The organism is Streptomyces sp. NPDC002573 (genome assembly GCF_042889625.1).
Taxonomy (GTDB): Bacteria; Actinomycetota; Actinomycetes; order Streptomycetales; family Streptomycetaceae; genus Streptomyces; species Streptomyces gibsoniae.
On the sequence record NZ_JBIARC010000027.1, the window covers coordinates 22,254 to 39,969 of the forward strand.

Consider the following 17,716-nt stretch of genomic DNA (forward strand, 5'->3'; position numbering starts at 1 on the left):
GTGTGCCGCCCGGAGGGCCGGGCGGCACAATCGATCAACGAGTCGCCGGGACGCGATCAGCGCGAGCCGAGTGTCCAGCGCGGGCCCTGGGGGCTGTCCTCGATCACGAGTCCGGACTGGTTCAGCTGGTCGCGGATGGCGTCCGCGGTGGCCCAGTCCTTGCGGGCCCGGGCGGCCTCGCGCTGCTGGAGCACCAGACCCACGAGGCTGTCGACGACCCCGTGCAGATCCTCGCCGCGGTCGCCCTCCCCGGCCCACTGCGCGTCGAGCGGGTCGAGGCCGAGGACGCCGAGCATGGCCCGCACCTCGGCGAGCCGGGCCACGGCGGCCTCCTTGTCGTCGGCGGCCAGCGCGCTGTTGCCCTGCCGGACGGTGGTGTGCACGACGGCCAGCGCCTGCGGCACGCCCAGGTCGTCGTCCATCGCCTCGGCGAAGGCGGGCGGCACCTCGTCGGCGGGCTCGACGGCACCGCCGGCCTTCTCCACGACGCGCTGCATGAAGCCCTCGATGCGGGCGAACGCGGACTCGGCCTCCAGCAGGGCGTCCTCGCTGTACTCGATCATCGAGCGGTAGTGCGGGGTGCCCAGGTAGTAGCGCAGCACGATGGGGCGCCAGCGCTTGACCATCTCGGAGACCAGCACCGAGTTGCCGAGGGACTTCGACATCTTCTCGCCGCTCATGGTGACCCAGGCGTTGTGCAGCCAGTACCGGGCGAACTCGTCGCCGTAGCCCTTGGCCTGGGCGATCTCGTTCTCATGGTGCGGGAAGATCAGGTCGATGCCGCCGCCGTGGATGTCGAAGACCGACCCGAGGTACTTGTGCGCCATCGCCGAGCACTCCAGGTGCCAGCCCGGGCGGCCGCGTCCCCAGGGCGTCTCCCAGTTGGGCTCGCCCGGCTTCACGGCCTTCCACATGGCGAAGTCACGCGCGTCGCGCTTGCCGGTCTCGCCCTCCTCGGAGGGCTGGCGCAGATCGTCGAGCTCCTGCCTGGACAGCGACAGATAGCCGCGCAGGGAGCGCACGTCGAAGTAGACGTTGCCGTCGGCCTCGTAGGCGTGTCCGCGCTCGATGAGCCCGCGCATCATCTCGATCATCTCGGGCACATGGCCGGTGGCGCGGGGCTCGTAGGTGGGCGGCAGGCAACCGAGGGCGCGGTAGCCGTCGTTGAAGGCGCGCTCGTTCTCGTAGCCGATTGCCCACCACGGACGGTTCTGCTCGGACGCCTTCTTGATGATCTTGTCGTCGATGTCCGTGACGTTGCGGACGAACGTCACGTCGAAGCCGCGGTACTCGAACCAGCGGCGCATGATGTCGAAGTTCAGGCCGGAGCGGATGTGCCCGATGTGCGGCGGCGCCTGCACGGTGGCACCACACAGGTAGATCGAGACACAACCCGGCTGGAGCGGGGTGAAGTCACGGATCTGCCGGGCGCTGGTGTCGTACAGGCGAATAGTCACGTGTCCAGAGTAGTGGGCCGTGGGGAGTGCCTCACGCCCTTTGCCGCCTTCGTGACCAACGTCAGGGGCGCCCGGGGATCCGCCCTCACAGGCCCCCGGCCACCCTGCGCGGGACGATCCGCACCACCACCCGCTCGGCGTCCCGCACCGAGTCCGGGTTGAACTCCGCGTACTTCTTCCCGGTGTACTTCAGCGACAGCTCGTCGATGAGTTCCGGGGCGCCCTCCGACGTGAGCTCCGCGGTCCCCCTGATCTCGGCGTACTCGTACGGCGAATCGGGGTCCTGGACCACGACGCTCACCCGGGAGTCGCGGTCCAGGTTCTGCTTCTTGCGCCGGTCCACGGTGGTGGAGACCAGGAGCTGGTCACCGTCCCGCGTGACCCACACCGGGGACAGCTGCGGGCTCCCGTCGGGCTGGATCGTGCCCAGGACCACGAAGACGGGGCGGTCGAGCAGGACCTTGAGCCGGTCGGACAGAGCGGCGGTTGCCATGGGGTACCTCCGGGGACCTCGGTCACTGGTGCCCCTCGGGTACCCCCGCGCTCTCAGTCCACCCGCGCCACGAGCGCCGTGGCGACGGCCATCAGCCCTTCGCCGCGCCCCGGGAAACCGAGGCCGTCCGTCGTCGCGCCCGAGACCGACACGGGGGCGCCCGCCGCCTCCGAGAGGATCTTCTGCGCCTCGTCGCGGCGCTTGCCGATCTTCGGACGGGGTCCGACGACCTGCACCGCGATGTTCCCGATCCGGAACCCGGCCGAGCGGACGATCCGCGCCGCCTCGGTCAGCAGCGTGACGCCCGAGGCGCCGGACCACTCGGGGCGGCCCGTGCCGAAGTGCTGCCCCAGGTCACCGAGCCCGGCGGCCGAGAACAGCGCGTTGCACGCGGCGTGCGCGACCACGTCGGCGTCCGAGTGGCCCGCGAGTCCGGGCCCCTCGCCGTCCCACTTCAGGCCCGCGCACCACAGCTCCCGCCCTTCCTCGAAGGCGTGGATGTCGGTGCCGATGCCCACCTGCGGCAGCAGCGGTGCCTCAGAAGCCATCGTTCAGCCTCCTGCGGGCCAGGACCGCCTCCGCCAGCACCAGGTCCAGGGGCCGCGTCACCTTGAAGGCCTCCTCGTGGCCGGGCACCACGACGACTCCGAGGCCCAGTTGCTCGACCATGCTCGCGTCGTCCGTGACGTTGTCCGTCACCGTCTCGTGCGCGTGGACCAGCGTGGCGCGGTCGAAGCCCTGCGGGGTCTGCACCGCGCGCAGCCGGGCCCGCTCCGGGGTGGCGACCACCGGTTCCGGCTCGCCGGGCGTCGCGGCGGGCTCGACCTCCTTGACGGTGTCGGCGAGCGGCAGCGCCGGCACCACGGCGGGCGCGCCCTCCCGTACCGCGTCGATGACCGCGTCCACCGTGTCCACCGGGACGAGCGGGCGGGCCGCGTCATGGACGAGGACGATCCCGTACTCCGGGGGCAGCGCGTCGAGGCCCAGCTTCACGGACTCCTGACGGGTGTCCCCGCCGGGCACGACCATGAAGTCCGTGCGCTCGGGCAGCGCATGCGCGTCCAGGAGCGACTTGACCTCGGCGGCGCCGTCCGGCGGGGCCACGACGATCACCAGGGAGACGGCGCGGGACGCGGCCATCGCGCGTACCGCGTGGATGAGCATGGGGGTGCCGTTGAGTGTGCGAAGCGCCTTGGGGGCACCGGGACCGAGGCGAACTCCCCGGCCGGCGGCCGGAATCACCGCGGCGATACGGGTCGCCGCCTGGGACGGGACTCCGGCGGGTGAAGGGCGCGAATCGTCAGACATCGGTTCCTGTCAGGTTTGTGTGCTCGGCCGGGATGGGTATGGCCCTGGGGGTGCCCCCTGCTCGAACGCAGCAGAGAGCTTGGGGGAGTGCCGGGCGCGAGCCTCGACCGGACCCTTCCGTGACATCCGGTCGAGCCAGCTGCCCGGGCCCGGCACGCCAAGTATCGGGGTTTCCCCCCGGCGCCGGACATCCGGGCAGGGCTCCAGACCTCGGCAAGGTCCCACATATGCGTGTGCCTGTAGGGACGACGCGTGCCTGTAGGGAGTGTGCCTGTGGGTACGAACATGCCGCAGCGCCCGGCGACAGCTACTGCGTCATCGGGCACCGCGGCATGTACATGGGTGCTGTGCACCGGTCCGACCGCCAGGCACCTCCGGAGGCCGGGCGGGGCCCCTCGGGGGAACCGGGCGGAGCGGAAGGGCGTCAGGACGCGAGGACCTCGTCGAGCAGCGCCTCGGCCTTGTCCTCGTTCGTATTCTCCGCGAGGGCCAGCTCGCTCACCAGGATCTGCCGAGCCTTGGCGAGCATCCGCTTCTCACCAGCGGACAGTCCGCGCTCGCGCTCGCGACGCCACAGGTCACGGACGACTTCCGCGACCTTGATGACATCGCCGGAGGCGAGCTTCTCCAGATTTGCCTTGTAGCGACGCGACCAGTTCGTGGGCTCCTCGGCGTACGGCGCGCGCAGCACCTCGAAGACCCGGTCCAGCCCGTCCTGACCGACCACATCACGCACGCCGACGAACTCCGCATTGTCCGCTGGCACACGCACCGTCAGGTCGCCCTGGGCGACCTTCAGCACCAAGTAGGTCTTGTCCACGCCTTTGATCTGGCGAGTTTCGATGGCCTCGATCAGCGCGGCCCCGTGATGGGGATAGACCACGGTGTCGCCAACCTTGAACGTCATGTGACAGGTACCCCTTCCGTGGCTATCCAGGGTAACACGGAAACCGCGTCTTCTGAATGGCGTTTTCGCAGGTCAGGGCATATCTCGGGGCTTGACAACCGCGACAGGAACGTGCTTCGAGGGCAGAGCGGAAGAGGGTATTCGCAGGTCGGACCGGCTCTGCGGGCGCAGAGAAACCCGTACGTTACACGCTTCGGAGGCCACCAGACGACGCCTGATCATCCCCTTTTGTCCGGCCCCAAGCGCTCGACTTACGCTACTCCGTTCGGTGCCCGGCGTCGCGTCCGGGCCGAATCAGGAATTGATCAAGACAGACGCCGATCCCGAACCGTTTGTCCGTGTGATCGATTTTCGGCACCGGTCGCGCATTACTTGCCGGAAATCCGAACAGAACCGAGCCGGTTATGTGAATGGAAGGCCAAGCCGAGGTCAAAGTGGCTGATGGGGCAGCTGCGAACGATGAGGTCGGAGTGGTCGGGGTGGACCCGGTGGACGACCCCGCGGAGCGCGCGCCCTCTCCCCCGGCAACCCCGCGCCGTATCCCGGGGGACCCGCGCCGGACCCCCTTCCGGGACGAACTCGGGGCCCTTGGGGAGGGTCGGGTGCGGTGGCCGGGGAACGGCTCGGTAACCTAAGGCCGCTGACAAACACTTAGGGCGGCTTTATCAGGGGGTCGCCCTGCTCCGCCCACGTTCAAGGAGTTGCCGCCGCCGTGAGCAGCAGCCTTCGACGCGGCGCCCTCGCCGCCGCCGCCATCGCGTTCTCGATCGCCTCGCTCGCCGCATGCGGCGCCGGCAACGACAGCCAGACGCTCGAGATCAAGCCGGACAACGCCGCGACCAGCGTCGGCGCCATCAAGGTCCAGAACGCTCTCGTCATCACCCAGCCCGACCCGAAGGCCACCGGCCCCGCGGTGATCTCGGCGACCGTCTTCAACTCCGGCCGCACCGACCAGACGCTGGACTCGGTCAGCGTGGACGGGGACGGCACCGCCACCCTCTCCCCCGCCAAGGGCTCGGGCAAGCTGACCGTCCCGGCCGGCGGCTCCCTCGTCATCGGCGGCAAGGGCAACGCCTCCGCCGTCCTGGACAGCGTGGGCGCCTCCGTCAAGAACGGCAACGCACAGAAGATCACGTTCAGCTTCAGCCAGACCGGCGACGTGAGCCTGGGGGCGTTCGTGGTGCCTGCCGAGAGCTACTTCACCAAGTGGGGACCGAGCAACATCCCCACGCCGACCACCACCGCCTCGCCGACGGTGACCACGGGCGCCAAGCCCTCGAAGCCGGCCACGGGCTCGCCCGCCGCGGGCTCGACCGGCAAGCCCGGGCACAAGGAGTCCGGCAAGCCCGGACACGACGCGTCCGCGAGCGCGACGGCGACCGCCAGCCAGTGACACCGGGGGCGGGGCCGCGGCCCCGCCCGTAGGGTCGTACACGCGAAGGGCGGCACCCCACCGGGGTGCCGCCCTTCGTCGTACGCACACGCGGTCATGAGGACCGCGGGCGGTGGGCCGGTTTACGGCTCGAACTTGTAGCCGAGACCGCGGACCGTGACCAGGTAGCGCGGGGCGCCCGGGTCCGGCTCGATCTTGGCGCGCAGGCGCTTGACGTGGACGTCCAGGGTCTTGGTGTCACCGACGTAGTCGGCGCCCCAGACCCGGTCGATGAGCTGCATACGGGTCAGCACACGGCCCGCGTTGCGCAGCAGCATCTCCAGGAGGTCGAACTCCTTCAGCGGCAGGTCGACCTTCGAGCCGGAGACCGTCACCACGTGCCGGTCGACGTCCATGCGGACCGGTCCGGCCTCCAGGGCGGCGGGGGTCACCTCCTCCGGCTCACCGCGGCGGCGCAGGACGGCCCGGATCCGGGCGACCAGCTCGCGCGAGGAGAACGGCTTGGTGACGTAGTCGTCGGCCCCTATCTCCAGCCCGACCACCTTGTCGATCTCGCTGTCCTTGGCGGTCACCATGATCACCGGGACGTTGGACCGGCCGCGCAGCTGGCGGCAGACCTCGGTGCCCGGCAGACCGGGCAGCATCAGGTCGAGCAGGACGAGATCGGCGCCATTGCGCTCGAACTCGTCGAGACCGTCGGGCCCGGTGGTCGCGATGGCGACCTCGAAGCCCTCCTTGCGGAGCATGTAGGACAGGGCGTCGCTGAAGGACTCCTCGTCCTCGACGACGAGCACTCGGGTCACGGAAGGACCTCCGGGGCGGGAAGCGGTTCATACGGGGAAGAGACGGTGGTCGTCCCGTCGGGCCGGCCGTCCTCGTCTTCGAGGTCGGACGGATGGTCGGTCGCACGGTCACGGGAGGCACCCGGCTCCGGCAGCCGCAGGGTGAACGTGGAGCCCTGTCCCTCCGAGCTCCACACCGTGACCTCCCCGCCGTGCGAGGCGGCCACATGCTTGACGATCGCGAGACCCAGGCCCGTACCGCCCGTGGCACGGGAGCGGGCCGGGTCGACGCGGTAGAAGCGCTCGAAGATGCGCTCCTTGTCCTTGTCGGAGATGCCGATGCCCTGGTCGGTCACGGCAAGTTCGATCATGTCCCCGCCGGTCGCCGGCACCCTGCGGGCGGCGATGCCGACGCGGGTACGGGCGGGCGAGTAGTTGACGGCGTTCTCCACGAGGTTGCCGAGGGCGGCGGCCAGCTGGCCGCGGTTGCCCCAGACATGCAGATCGGCGGTGCCTCCGGCGGCCATCGTGATCTGCTTGGTGCCGGCCTGGTGGCGGCAGCGGTCGATGGCCTCGGCGACGAGTTCGTCGACCCGCACGGGCTCGGCGTCCTCCAGCGGATCGTCGTTCTGCACCCGGGACAGGTCGATGAGCTCCTGCACCAGGTTGGTCAGCCGGGTGGCCTCGATCTGCATACGGCCGGCGAAGCGCTCCACGGCCTCGGGGTCGTCGGAGGCGTCCATCACGGCCTCGGAGAGCAGCGACAGGGCGCCCACCGGCGTCTTCAGCTCATGGCTGACGTTCGCCACGAAGTCACGGCGCACCGCCTCTATCCGCCGGGCCTCGGTGAGGTCCTCGACGAGCAGCAGCACCAGCCGGGAGCCGAGCGGGGCCACACGCGCGGAGACTGCGAGGGCTTCTCCGCGCCCGGTGCCGCGGCGCGGCAGGTCCAGCTCGACCTGTCGTATCTCGCCGTCCCGGCGGGTGTCGCGTGCCATCTGGAGCATCGGCTCGACCGCGAGTTTGCCCCCGCGCACCAGGCCCAGGGCATAGGCGGCGGAGCTTGCCTTGACGACGGCGTCGGACTCGTCGAGCACGACGGCCGAGGACCGCAGCACGGACAGCACCGTGTCCACGCCCGGCGGAAGCACGGGGTCCGTGTGCAGGGAGGTGCGGGTGGGGCGCTTCTGGTCGCGCTCGCTCCAGCGGAACGCCAGCATGGCGATGACACCGGTGAGCACTCCGGCGATCGCTGCCGCTGCGGCGACCGCCGCGTTCACGTCCATGCACCCAGGTTAGGCACGTCCTGACACTTACCCACAGCCATGCGAGTGCGACCTCGAACACTCGTCGCCCAGAGTTCACCTTGGAGCCAGTATTGATTCATTTCAGATGCCGGAAACGGTCGCGTACGGCCCGGAACGTGGGAGCGTGGGGACCGTAGGGCGCCGTGACCACCGTGTTCGCCATGGTGACGACAAGCTCCGGCCCCCGGCCCCCGGAACAGACGTAAGAGAGGGAACCCTGATGCGGGACGCGTACCATGAGGAACTTGACTCGATCGGCGAGGGTCTGGTCGAGATGGCCCGGCTCGTCGGGTCGGCGATCGGACGCGCCACGACGGCGATCCTCGACTCCGACCTCAAGCTGGCGGAGACCGTGATCGAGGGCGACAAGAAGGTCGACGATCTTCAGCACGACCTGGAGGCGCGCGCGATAGCCCTCCTCGCCCGCCAGCAGCCGGTGGCGACGGACCTGCGCATCGTCGTCACGTCGCTGCGGATGAGCGCCGACCTGGAGCGCTCGGGCGACCTCGCCCAGCACGTCGCGAAGCTGGCCCGGCTGCGCTTCCCGGAGCGCGCCGTCCCGCAGGACCTGCACGCCACGATCCTGGAGATGGGCCAGCTCGCGCAGCGCCTGATGGCGAAGGCCGCGGAGGTCATCGTCACGAAGGACATCGACCTGGCGATGCAGCTGGAGCAGGACGACGACGAGATGGACCTCCTGCACCGCACGCTCTTCCAGCACCTGATCGACGACCGCTGGAAGCACGGCATAGAGACCGCCGTGGACGTCACCCTGCTCGGTCGCTACTACGAGCGCTACGCCGACCACGCGGTCGCGGTCGCGAAGCGCGTGGTGTACCTGGTCACGGGTGAGCACGCCGACGATCTCCAGCAGGACATCCCGCCGGTGACGCGCGTGGAAGGCGCCTGACCGCTGCCGGGGCGGAAGGGCTCGAGCCGGGGTCGAAGGAGCCCGGCCGACAGCGGTCGAGCCTCCGTGCGCCGTTGATGCGCCCGCTCCGGCGGGCATGCAATGGGTACAGGCACAGTCTCGTCAGACTTCGAGGAGAGACCCATGGCCGAGGCCCCCAGCACGCCCGACCCCACGCAGGAGCGCGAGACCCAGCAGCCCGTCGAGATCACGAGCCTGCCTCTGGTCGGCGCGTGCGGCTGCGGCTCCGGCTGCGGATGCGGATGCCAGTCGGGTGCACCCTGCCAGTGCGGCTGACGCCGTAGGGCACGCACGATCTCGACCGGTACGACCACCATCGATCACTGAGCACGAGGTGAGGGGCCCGGCCTGCGCGGGGCCCCTCACCTGCATGCCTTCATGCCCGCGCGTCTGCCGCCGTGCCTTTCGTGGCAGCCGGGATCGCGGGAGCGCAGCATGGAGATGGGGAGCATGCGGGCGCACCCGGAAGGAGGTGCGGGCCATGACGCAGTTCATGGACGTGCACCACGACATGCAGGGCATCACGGACGAGCAGCTGAAGCGGGTCCACCGGGCCGATCTCGCCGTGGAGAAGGAGGAGGGCGTGCACTTCGAGCGGGCCTGGGCGGACCCGGAGTCGGGCACGGTGTACTGCCTCTCGGAGGCACCCTCGGCCGAAGCGGTCCGCCGCGTCCACGAACGCGCGGGCCACGCACCCGACGAGATCCACGCGGTGCCGCTGTCCATCTGGTGACCGGCCGGCCGCCGACCGGCCGGGACGTCACGACGCAGGCATTCCGCCCATGCCGCCGCCGGTGAGACCGGGGGCCAGCGCGGGTGCCCAGAAGACGGCGACCGCGAGGGCGAGCGAGACGACGCCCACGACACGCGCCACCAGAAAGCCGCCCGGCAGCCGCTTCTCCGCGGCGACGACGGCGGCCAGGCCCGCCATGGCCCAGAGGTTCATCACCCCGAACGCCGCCAACAGCAGCATCAGGGACCAGCAGCACCCCAGGCAGTACGCGCCGTGGTGCACGCCGGCCCGCAGATGGCGGGAGGGTCCGCGGTACGACGCGTAGCGCAGCATCAGGCCGATCGGGGACCGGCACTTGGCGAGGCAGCGGTCCTTGAGGTTGCCGAGCTGGTAGAGACCGTTGACCGCGAAGACGGCGGAGGCCACCGCCGTCCCCGTCGTGACATGTGCGGTCGCGACCCGGTCCGCGCCCACCGCCAGGGCGTAGGCGGGCAGCCCCGCCGCGGCCCACACCAGCACATAGCCGAGGGTGAACGCGGCCATGCGCGGTGTCCGGTGAGCGGTGACCGTCCGGGCGTACAACGCGGCGACGAGCGCCGTCGCGGGCAGCATCATCGCGGCCATCATCACCGTCCAGACGCCCACGAAGACGAGCAGGCCGCCGGTCGTCGAGCGGGTTCCCATGTCGCCCCGGCGCAGCAGCAGCCAGACCCAGGCGGCGGCCGCCGCGCACAGCACCAGCCCGGTGGGGCCGGCCGGACGGCGGACGGTGACCGCCGTCCTGGTCACGCCGACCACGAGAAGGGCGCCGCGTGTCCGTTGCGGCCGGTGAAGTCCCATGAGCGGCCGTGCACGTCACGGCCCCTCGCCCGGGTGGAGCGGGCGACGGTCAGGGTGCTGTTCGCCGGGTGGAACATCCCCGTCAGTCGCATCACCGGTCCGTCCGCGCCGAACTGCGGGGCCACCTGGTCCTCGATCTCGATGTCGATGGCGTCCGCCACCCGCACGGCGTGCCGCCGGCCGTCGTCGCGGTAGCCGATGGGGACGCGTTCGACGCCGAGGACCTCGCCGATCAACGGGGCGAGCGCCGCCATCGGCCCGCCCGCCTGCCCGGAGAACACCCTTCCCAAGGCGTCCGCCTGGCTGTCGTCGGCCGAACCGTCCACGTACAGCGCCACCTGCCAGCCGCCGTCGGCCATCACACGGGGTGTGTCGGCGAAGACGACGACGGTCCGGTCCGACACGTCCACGCCGTCGACCTCTCCCCGTTCCACATGGAACGCCAGCGTCAGCCGGCAGCGCTCCTGGTCGGCGGGGGCGGTGAGGCCGGAGGTGGTGCAGGGACACACGACGTCGCAGTTGCAGCTCTCCAGATAGGTGCCGCTCAGATTCCAGGCCATGACTCGTCCCGATGTACGTCCCGGACCTGTGCGCCTCCGAGGCCCGGGGACCCTTCCCAGGCCGGGGCCGCCCGTGTCATACGTCGCCGGACGCGTGGTCCTGGCCGACCATGGCGGCCGGGTCGACGGTGCGGTCGAACTCCTCGGCGCTGACATAGCCGGAGGCCAGGGCGGCCTCGCGCAGCGTGGTGCCCTCGTCATCGGCCTTGTGGGCGATGGCGGAGGCCTTGTCGTAGCCGATCACCGGTGACAGCGCGGTGACCAGCATCAGGGACCGGTTGACGAATTCGTCGATCCGGGAGCGGTCGAGCTGGGCGCCCTCGATGCAGTACCGGCGCAGCTTGTCGCAGGCGTCGGCCAGGATGCCGGCCGAGTGCAGGAAGTTGTTGATGATCACCGGGCGCATGGCGTTCAGCTCGAAGTTGCCCTGCGATCCCGCGAAGGCGACGGCCGTGTCCTCGGACAGCACCTGGATGCAGACCATGACCATCGCCTCGCACTGGGTCGGGTTGACCTTGCCCGGCATGATCGAGGAGCCCGGCTCGTTCGCGGGGAGGAGCAGTTCGCCGAGGCCGCAGCGCGGCCCCGAGGCCAGCCACCGGATGTCGTTCGCGATCTTCATCAGGGACACGGCCAAGGCGCGGAGCCCGGCGGAGGCGCCGACCATGGCGTCCAGTCCGCCCTGGGCGGCGAACTTGTTCTCGGCGGTGACGAACGGGTAGCCGGTCTCGGCCGCGATCTCGGCGGCGATCTGCTCACCGAACCCGGGCGGGGCGTTCAGCCCCGTGCCGACGGCGGTGCCGCCCGCGGCCAGCTCGAACAGGCCCTCCGACGACCTGGCCACCCGGTCCACGGCCTGCGCCAGTTGGTGGGCGTAACCGGACCACTCCTCCCCGACGGTGAGCGGGACCGCGTCCTCCAGATGCGTACGGCCGATCTTCACCACATCGCGCCACTGCTCCGCCTTGTCCTCGACGGCCCGCTGGAGCGCCTGCGCGGCGGGCAGCAGCTTCTCGTGGACCGCCTTGACCGCGGCGATGTGCATCGCGGTCGGGAAGGTGTCGTTGGAGGACTGGCCCATGTTGACGTGGTCGTTGGGATGGATCGGGGACTTGCTGCCCAGCTCGCCCCCGACCAGCTGGATCGCCCGGTTGCTGATCACCTCGTTGGTGTTCATGTTGGACTGCGTCCCGGACCCGGTCTGCCACACGTACAGCGGGAAGTTCTCGTCCAGATTGCCCGTGATGACCTCGTCGGCCACCCGCTGGATCAGCTCGGACTTCCAGCCGGGCAGCCGCCCGGCCCGGCCGTTGACCAGCGCGGCGGCCTTCTTCACATATCCGTACGCGTGGTAGACCGCCTTCGGCATCCGGTCGTCCCCGATGGAGAAGTGGATCAGGGACCGCTGCGTCTGCGCGCCCCAGTACCGGTCCGCCGGGACCTCGATGGCACCCATGGAGTCGATCTCCCGCCGGGTGCCGGTCGCATGCAGGCCGATGGGCACATCGAGGATCTTCGGCGCGGGCTCGTGCGGGGCCGGGGCGGTCCGGTCCGTGCCGGAGCGCGCACTCATGACGCCGCTCCGTCGGCGTAGACGGGCTCCCACATGGCGTCCCGGACGGCGCGCCCGGGATCGTCCGGCTTGTGGCTCGCGACGCCCTCGTTGACCGCCGCGCCGACCACGGCGGTGGCGGTGATGGCCGAGGACTGCCGCAGGTTCTCCACCGGCGGCAGCAGGGAGGCGCCCGGCATGGAGACGTCGACCTGGTCCGCCACCGCCTGCGCGGCCGCGAGGAGCATGCCCGCCGTCACTCTCGACGCGCCGGAGACGATCGTGCCGAGCCCCAGCCCGGGGTACAGCAGCGCGTTGTTGGCCTGCCCGATCTCGTAGGTGACACCGCCGAACTCCACGGGCGGGACCGGGATGCCGACCGCGACCAGGGCCTTGCCCTGGCTCCAGGCGATGACGTCGGCGGGCATGGCCTCGATCCGCGAGGTCGGATTGGAGATGGGGAAGACGATCGGCCGCTCCGTGCCCTCGGCCATGGCCTCGACGACCTCGCGGGTGAACGCCCCGTGCACCGTGGAGGTGCCCAGCAGAATGGTCGGCTTCGCCTCGCGCACGGTCGTCGCCAGCGAGATCGCGCCGCCGTCGGCCGCCCAGCCGGCGACCTCGGCCCGGTCGCGCGCGTAGGGCCGCTGGTAGTCCCGTAGATCGTCCATGTCCCGGGTGAGCAGGCCCTGCTTGTCGATCAGCCAGACCTGGGCGGTGGCCTGCTCGGGGCTCGCACCGTTGCGGATCATGGCGTCCCGCAGCTGGTCGGCGATGCCCACTCCGGCGGTGCCGGCGCCGAAGACCACGAGCCGCTGGTCCCGCATCGGCACACCGCTCACCTTGACGGCCGACAGCGTCGCGGCCAGGGTGATCGCGCCGGTGCCCTGGACGTCGTCGTTGAAGATGCGGTAGGTGCCCGCGTACTTCTCCAGGATCCGCCGGGCGTTCCCGGGGCCGAAGTCCTCGAAGTGCAGCAGGGCGTCGGGGAACATCGACGAGGCGGTGCGCAGGTACTTCTCGATGAACGCGTCGTAGTCGGCGCCACGCACGCGTGGGTGCCGATTGCCGATGTACAGAGGGTCGTTCAGCAGGGACTTGCGGTCCGTGCCCACGTCCAGCGACACCGCGAGCACCCGGCGCGGGTCGATCCCGGCGGCCGCGGTGTACACCGCGAGCTTGCCCACCGCGATCTGGATCCCGCCCACGCCCCAGTCGCCGATGCCGAGGATCTCCTCCGCGTCGGTGCACACGATCAGATCCACGTCCTGGGGCCCGAGCCGGAACGTGGCGAAGGTCTTCTCCATCTCGTCGGGCCGGTCGATGGACAGAAAGGCCCCTCGCGGGCGCCGGTACTCATGGGAGTACTTCTCGATCGCCTCACCGACCGTGGGGTCGTAGACGATCGGCAGCAGGTCCACCAGATGGTCGGTCAGCACCTTGAAGTACAGGGTCTCGTTACGGTCGTGCAGTTGCTCCAGACCGACGTTCTTGGCCAAGTCGCTGCCCTGGGCCTGTATTTGCCGGTACGCGCGCTCCGCCTGCTGCTCCAGGGTCAGCACCCCGGACGGCAGGCGCCCGGTCAGGCCGAGGGCATCGCGCTCCGCCTGGGTGAACGCCATACCGTGATCGAGAAAGGGATCGGCCAGAACGCCCGGAGTGGCCGGAGTGGCCGGAGTCGGAACGTTCTTCTCGCCCATGATGGCCTCCTGTCGCGTATGCGGCCGTCGCGGATCGCGCGCCCCCCACCCGGTCCCGGACCAGCAAGCCACCCCCCTGCTACCACTGTGCGTCCACGGCCCCGCAGCCGCCCGCCGATCTTGCAGCGCCATGTCTCCCGGGGCCCGGCCACCCACGGCGTGACCTGCGGCTGCGCCGGAACGCCCGCGCAGGTGCCTGCTCCCTTGGCCTGCGCGGGGCGGCAATCGTGAGGCTTCGTTTACCCCAGGTGTGCACTGTTCGCCCAGGCGTCACTTGCGGTTCGACTCAAACGGACTGCCGCTCTCTAGATTGCAAAGGAAGTGCATTGCCATGCCCATGGAAGGGTTTTGTGAACGCAAGCATGCGTGGTATGCGGTGGGGGCGCCGGTCGCAGCGGCGTCTGCGGCAGTGGTGGCGACCATGGTGCTCAACCCGACGCCGGGTGCGTCCGCCAGTGCTCCGCAGAGCGCGGCGAAGGCCCCCGCCGCGAAGAACGTCATCTTCATCAACGGCGACGGCATGGGCGCGGCCGCGCGTGAGGCGGCGCGCCTGCATCTCACCGGCCTGCAGGGCCAGTTGTCGATGGATCGCCTTCCGGTGTCCGGCCAGCTGACGACGACGCCGGACGACCCCAAGGCCGTGGTCACGGACTCCGCGGCCGCCGCCACCGCATGGGCCACGGGTCAGAAGACCTACAACGGTGCGGTCAGCGTGGACACCGACGGCAACCCGCTCCCCACACTCGGGGCGCAGGCCAAAGCGGCGGGCAAGGCCACCGGCCTGGTGACCACCGCGCAGGTCACCGACGCGTCGCCCGCGGCCTTCTTCGCCAACACCGCCGACCGCGGCAAGCAGGACGACATCGCCCGCGAGTACCTCGACGTCAGCAAGCCGGACGTGATCCTGGGGGGGCGGCGAGGACTGGTGGCTGCCGGCCGGCACCGCGGGCGCGTTCCCGGACAAGCCCGCCGAGGACCCCGGCGAGGGCAGCCGGGGCACGAAGGGCGACCTGATCGCCAAGGCCAAGCGCTCCGGTTACACGTATGTCAGCAGCGCGAAGGACCTGGACAAGGCGCGCGGCGGCAAGCTGCTCGGTCTCTTCGGCAACGAGGAGATGTTCCAGCAGCGTCCCGAGGGTCAGGGCGATGTGTACAACCCGGTCGTCGACCTCGCCACGATGACCGGCAAGGCGCTGAAGACGCTGGACAAGAACAAGAAGGGCTTCTTCCTCATGATCGAGGAGGAAGGCGTCGACGAGTTCGCGCACAGCAACAACGGGACACGCGTCCTGCAGTCGATGCAGCAGCTGGAGAAGGCCGTCGCCGTCGCCCGTGCCTACCAGGCGACCCACCCCGACACGCTCCTCGTCGTCACCGGCGACCACGAGACCGGCGGCCTGGCGGTCGAGGAGAACGACGTGGCCGACGAGTCCGGCACCGGCGTCCACCGAGGACGGTCCGTTCACGATCCACGGAAGCGACCGGACCTTCACGATCGACTGGACGACGTCCGGCCACACCAGCGTCGACGTCCCGGTGACGGCCGCCGGCCCGCTCGCGAACCGGTTCACCGGCAAGCACGCCAACACCTACGTCCACGACGTCCTGTCCCAGATCCTGGCACCCCGCTACTGACCTGCCCGACGGACATGTCTCCGTCCCGGAACACCCCGGTAGTCTCCGGGACCGCCTCCGGGACGGAGACACCCCGGGGGAAGAAGAAGCAGTGTGGGCACCTGAACGCCTGCGACCGCTGATCGACGACTTCTATCCTGCCCCCGTGAACGACCAGCCTCTCGAGGGCACTGTTGTCCGCCTCGTCCCGTTGTCCCCCGACCACGCCGACGCCCTGTTCCCGTCGGCGTCCGACCCCGAGGTGTGGCGCTGGATGCCCCGGCCGCGCCCCGGGACCGTGGCCCTTCTGCGCGGGATGCTCGCCGAGATGACCGCCGCCCCGACCCGCCGCGGCTTCGCGGTGCAACGCCGCGACGACGGCAGGGTCATCGGTTCGACCAGCCTCTACGACGTCGACCTCGACGAGAGCCGCGCGGAGATCGGCGCGACCTGGTTCGACCGCTCCTGCTGGGGCGGCCCCTACAACGCGGAGTCCAAGCTCCTGCTGTTCGCCCACGCCTTCGACGACCTGCGGCTCGCCCGGCTGGCGCTGCGCACCGACAACCTCAACGTACGGTCCCAGCAGGCCCTGACCCGCCTCGGCCTGACCTACGAGGGAACCCTGCGCAGCCACATGCGCCGCCAGGACGGCACCCGCCGTGACTCGCTGTACTACAGCCTGCTGGCCGACGAATGGCCGACGGTCCGCGAGACACTCCGGGCCCGGGTCACGGCGAAGACCGCCGCGGCCTGACCTCGGGCGTCGTCACCCGAATGGCGCAACATGACGTGCCACCCACATGGGTGAAGATCAAGCTGACTAGTGCCCCGACCGAGGCAATCCGTGAAAGGGGAACCAAATGCGCAGTCGACGAATCGTCGCCGCCGTCATCGCCACGGCAGCCCTCGCCGGACTCGGCCTCACAGGCGCCGCCACCGCCGCCACCGCACAGGGCGGCCCATCCTACGTCACCCCTTCTCAGTGCGAGCAGGGCGGCGGAACGCCCCGGATCGACTTGCCGGGCAACCCCTGCGTGGGCGGCAAATACAACGGCCAGGCGGTCGACTAAACCCCACAAGGCGCCCCGCAGCCACCCGCCGCGGGGCGCTGCCGCGCGAGCGTAGCCGGGAGAGCGGAGTACCCCGGGCACTCCGACCCGGGGCTGACGCTGAAGGCGTACGCGCACCTCATGGCGAGCAGCCGGGAGCGGGCCCGGAAGGCTCTCGGGCGAGCGCTCCGGCCGCAGGACCCGGGGGCCTGAGGGCCCAGAGAGGGCCCAGGCCGTGAAAATGCCCCTGAGCCGCGCCATCTGCGCAGTTCAGGGGCATGATCGCAATACCTACTTCTTCTTGCCCTGGTTCTTGACCGCCTCGATCGCCGCCGCGGCCGCCTCCGGGTCGAGGTACGTGCCGCCGGGGGTGATCGGCTTGAAGTCGGCGTCCAGTTCGTAGGCGAGCGGGATGCCCGTCGGGATGTTCAGGCCCGCGATGTCGGCGTCCGAGATGCCGTCGAGGTGCTTGACCAGGGCCCGCAGGCTGTTGCCGTGGGCCGCGACCAGGACCGTGCGGCCGGCCAGCAGGTCCGGGACGATGCCGTCGTACCAGTACGGCAGCATGCGGATGACGACGTCCTTCAGGCACTCCGTCTTCGGGCGCAGCTCCGGCGGGATCGACGCGTAGCGCGCGTCGTTCGCCTGGGAGAACTCCGAGTCGTCCGCCAGCGGCGGCGGCGGGGTGTCGTAGGAGCGGCGCCAGAGCATGAACTGCTCCTCGCCGAACTCGGCCAGCGTCGCGGCCTTGTCCTTGCCCTGGAGGGCGCCGTAGTGGCGCTCGTTCAGGCGCCAGGAGCGGTGGACCGGGATCCAGTGGCGGTCGGCCGCCTCCAGCGCGAGCTGCGCGGTGCGGATCGCGCGCTTCTGGAGGGACGTGTGGACCACGTCGGGGAGCAGGCCGGCGTCCTTGAGCAGCTCACCGCCGCGGACCGCCTCCTTCTCGCCCTTCTCGTTCAGGTTGACGTCCACCCAGCCGGTGAACAGGTTCTTCGCGTTCCACTCGCTCTCGCCGTGGCGGAGGAGGATCAGCTTGTACGGTGCGTCGGCCATGCCTCAGAGCGTAATCCACGCATTCGTCGCCCTGCCC

18 protein-coding genes and 2 pseudogenes are annotated in these 17,716 nt (G+C 70.4%); 8 read left to right on the forward strand and 12 right to left on the reverse strand.

Features of this window, described 5'->3' with window-relative positions; genetic code table 11:
• Nucleotides 1-56: 56 nt before the first annotated feature.
• The 5 genes from cysS to ACFYX0_RS24495 all read right to left on the reverse strand — a co-directional run bounded on the left by cysS (nt 57) and on the right by ACFYX0_RS24495 (nt 4,165).
• On the reverse strand, nt 57-1,457 hold the full coding sequence (cysS, locus tag ACFYX0_RS24475; RefSeq protein ID WP_388973107.1) for a cysteine--tRNA ligase: 1,401 nt from the start codon (nt 1,455-1,457) through the stop codon (nt 57-59).
• A gap of 85 nt (nt 1,458-1,542) precedes the next feature.
• Nucleotides 1,543-1,950 carry a PPOX class F420-dependent oxidoreductase gene (locus tag ACFYX0_RS24480; RefSeq protein WP_388973109.1) on the reverse strand — a complete coding sequence of 136 codons (408 nt, stop codon included), beginning with the start codon at nt 1,948-1,950 and terminating at the stop codon, nt 1,543-1,545.
• Between the two features lie 53 nt (nt 1,951-2,003).
• Nucleotides 2,004-2,498, reverse strand: coding sequence for a 2-C-methyl-D-erythritol 2,4-cyclodiphosphate synthase (ispF, locus tag ACFYX0_RS24485; protein ID WP_355921856.1), 495 nt, complete (start codon nt 2,496-2,498; stop codon nt 2,004-2,006).
• Nucleotides 2,488-3,258: a 2-C-methyl-D-erythritol 4-phosphate cytidylyltransferase gene (gene ispD, locus ACFYX0_RS24490; RefSeq protein WP_355921853.1), complete on the reverse strand. Its 771-nt coding sequence runs from the start codon at nt 3,256-3,258 to the stop codon at nt 2,488-2,490. Before ispD ends, ispF begins: the two co-directional genes overlap by 11 nt.
• A 424-nt stretch (nt 3,259-3,682) precedes the next feature.
• Nucleotides 3,683-4,165, reverse strand: coding sequence for a CarD family transcriptional regulator (locus ACFYX0_RS24495; protein ID WP_003953493.1), 483 nt, complete (start codon nt 4,163-4,165; stop codon nt 3,683-3,685).
• Between the two features lie 712 nt (nt 4,166-4,877).
• Between ACFYX0_RS24495 and ACFYX0_RS24500 the strand changes: the two genes are divergently transcribed.
• Nucleotides 4,878-5,558, forward strand: coding sequence for a DUF461 domain-containing protein (locus ACFYX0_RS24500; RefSeq protein ID WP_388973111.1), 681 nt, complete (start codon nt 4,878-4,880; stop codon nt 5,556-5,558).
• 122 nt (nt 5,559-5,680) lie between these two features.
• On the opposite strand, the gene ACFYX0_RS24505 is transcribed toward ACFYX0_RS24500, so the two are convergent.
• Together ACFYX0_RS24505 and ACFYX0_RS24510 are read right to left on the reverse strand one after the other, a co-directional pair.
• Nucleotides 5,681-6,361: a response regulator transcription factor gene (locus tag ACFYX0_RS24505; protein ID WP_009340348.1), complete on the reverse strand. Its 681-nt coding sequence runs from the start codon at nt 6,359-6,361 to the stop codon at nt 5,681-5,683.
• A complete protein-coding gene (locus ACFYX0_RS24510) occupies nt 6,358-7,626 on the reverse strand; it encodes an ATP-binding protein (protein WP_355921848.1) in 1,269 nt (422 codons plus the stop codon). The genes ACFYX0_RS24505 and ACFYX0_RS24510 overlap by 4 nt, the downstream gene beginning before the upstream one ends.
• Nucleotides 7,627-7,867: 241 nt before the next feature.
• Here ACFYX0_RS24510 and phoU point away from each other — a divergent pair, with 241 nt between their 5' ends.
• Both phoU and ACFYX0_RS24520 read left to right on the forward strand, forming a co-directional pair.
• Nucleotides 7,868-8,557 carry a phosphate signaling complex protein PhoU gene (phoU, locus tag ACFYX0_RS24515; RefSeq protein ID WP_311694485.1) on the forward strand — a complete coding sequence of 230 codons (690 nt, stop codon included), beginning with the start codon at nt 7,868-7,870 and terminating at the stop codon, nt 8,555-8,557.
• A 502-nt stretch (nt 8,558-9,059) separates the two neighbouring features.
• Nucleotides 9,060-9,311 carry an SCO4226 family nickel-binding protein gene (locus ACFYX0_RS24520; protein ID WP_311694483.1) on the forward strand — a complete coding sequence of 84 codons (252 nt, stop codon included), beginning with the start codon at nt 9,060-9,062 and terminating at the stop codon, nt 9,309-9,311.
• 27 nt (nt 9,312-9,338) lie between these two features.
• Here the strand turns inward: ACFYX0_RS24520 and ACFYX0_RS24525 are convergent, their stop codons facing one another.
• The 4 genes from ACFYX0_RS24525 to ACFYX0_RS24540 form a co-directional block, all read right to left on the reverse strand.
• Nucleotides 9,339-10,100: a DUF2182 domain-containing protein gene (locus ACFYX0_RS24525; protein WP_388973112.1), complete on the reverse strand. Its 762-nt coding sequence runs from the start codon at nt 10,098-10,100 to the stop codon at nt 9,339-9,341.
• Nucleotides 10,097-10,711, reverse strand: a complete 615-nt coding sequence (locus ACFYX0_RS24530) for a DUF1326 domain-containing protein (protein WP_388973114.1) — start codon at nt 10,709-10,711, stop codon at nt 10,097-10,099. The genes ACFYX0_RS24525 and ACFYX0_RS24530 overlap by 4 nt, the downstream gene beginning before the upstream one ends.
• Before the next feature lie 76 nt (nt 10,712-10,787).
• Nucleotides 10,788-12,284: a class II fumarate hydratase gene (gene fumC / locus ACFYX0_RS24535; protein ID WP_388973116.1), complete on the reverse strand. Its 1,497-nt coding sequence runs from the start codon at nt 12,282-12,284 to the stop codon at nt 10,788-10,790.
• Entirely contained in the window at nt 12,281-13,963 is a 1,683-nt protein-coding gene (locus ACFYX0_RS24540; RefSeq protein ID WP_388973118.1) for an NAD-dependent malic enzyme, read from the reverse strand. Before ACFYX0_RS24540 ends, fumC begins: the two co-directional genes overlap by 4 nt.
• A 520-nt stretch (nt 13,964-14,483) precedes the next feature.
• On the opposite strand from ACFYX0_RS24540, the pseudogene ACFYX0_RS24545 reads away from it, so the two are divergent.
• The 5 genes and pseudogenes from ACFYX0_RS24545 to ACFYX0_RS24565 form a co-directional block, all read left to right on the forward strand.
• Nucleotides 14,484-14,810 (forward strand): annotated as a pseudogene (locus tag ACFYX0_RS24545) (alkaline phosphatase); the annotation flags it as partial.
• 82 nt (nt 14,811-14,892) lie between these two features.
• Nucleotides 14,893-15,318, forward strand: a pseudogene (locus ACFYX0_RS24550) (alkaline phosphatase); the annotation flags it as partial.
• A 181-nt stretch (nt 15,319-15,499) separates the two neighbouring features.
• Complete coding sequence (locus ACFYX0_RS24555) at nt 15,500-15,598, forward strand: hypothetical protein (protein WP_388973120.1); 99 nt, start codon at nt 15,500-15,502, stop codon at nt 15,596-15,598.
• Between the two features lie 145 nt (nt 15,599-15,743).
• Nucleotides 15,744-16,331 carry a GNAT family N-acetyltransferase gene (locus ACFYX0_RS24560; RefSeq protein WP_388973122.1) on the forward strand — a complete coding sequence of 196 codons (588 nt, stop codon included), beginning with the start codon at nt 15,744-15,746 and terminating at the stop codon, nt 16,329-16,331.
• Between the two features lie 106 nt (nt 16,332-16,437).
• Nucleotides 16,438-16,647, forward strand: coding sequence for a hypothetical protein (locus ACFYX0_RS24565; RefSeq protein ID WP_388973124.1), 210 nt, complete (start codon nt 16,438-16,440; stop codon nt 16,645-16,647).
• A 270-nt stretch (nt 16,648-16,917) separates the two neighbouring features.
• On the opposite strand, the gene ACFYX0_RS24570 is transcribed toward ACFYX0_RS24565, so the two are convergent.
• A complete protein-coding gene (locus tag ACFYX0_RS24570; protein WP_355921269.1) occupies nt 16,918-17,679 on the reverse strand; it encodes a phosphoglyceromutase in 762 nt (253 codons plus the stop codon).
• Nucleotides 17,680-17,716 lie beyond the last annotated feature (37 nt).

Coding starts and splice junctions, on each gene's coding strand:
- ACFYX0_RS24520 (WP_311694483.1), top strand. CDS start 9,060: ATGACGCAGTTCATGGACGTGCACCACGACATGCAGGGCATCACGGAC.
- ispD (WP_355921853.1), bottom strand. CDS start 3,258: ATGTCTGACGATTCGCGCCCTTCACCCGCCGGAGTCCCGTCCCAGGCG.
- fumC (WP_388973116.1), bottom strand. CDS start 12,284: ATGAGTGCGCGCTCCGGCACGGACCGGACCGCCCCGGCCCCGCACGAG.
- ACFYX0_RS24495 (WP_003953493.1), bottom strand. CDS start 4,165: ATGACGTTCAAGGTTGGCGACACCGTGGTCTATCCCCATCACGGGGCC.
- ACFYX0_RS24480 (WP_388973109.1), bottom strand. CDS start 1,950: ATGGCAACCGCCGCTCTGTCCGACCGGCTCAAGGTCCTGCTCGACCGC.
- ACFYX0_RS24530 (WP_388973114.1), bottom strand. CDS start 10,711: ATGGCCTGGAATCTGAGCGGCACCTATCTGGAGAGCTGCAACTGCGAC.
- phoU (WP_311694485.1), top strand. CDS start 7,868: ATGCGGGACGCGTACCATGAGGAACTTGACTCGATCGGCGAGGGTCTG.
- ACFYX0_RS24570 (WP_355921269.1), bottom strand. CDS start 17,679: ATGGCCGACGCACCGTACAAGCTGATCCTCCTCCGCCACGGCGAGAGC.
- ACFYX0_RS24540 (WP_388973118.1), bottom strand. CDS start 13,963: ATGGGCGAGAAGAACGTTCCGACTCCGGCCACTCCGGCCACTCCGGGC.
- ACFYX0_RS24510 (WP_355921848.1), bottom strand. CDS start 7,626: ATGGACGTGAACGCGGCGGTCGCCGCAGCGGCAGCGATCGCCGGAGTG.
- ACFYX0_RS24565 (WP_388973124.1), top strand. CDS start 16,438: ATGCGCAGTCGACGAATCGTCGCCGCCGTCATCGCCACGGCAGCCCTC.
- ispF (WP_355921856.1), bottom strand. CDS start 2,498: ATGGCTTCTGAGGCACCGCTGCTGCCGCAGGTGGGCATCGGCACCGAC.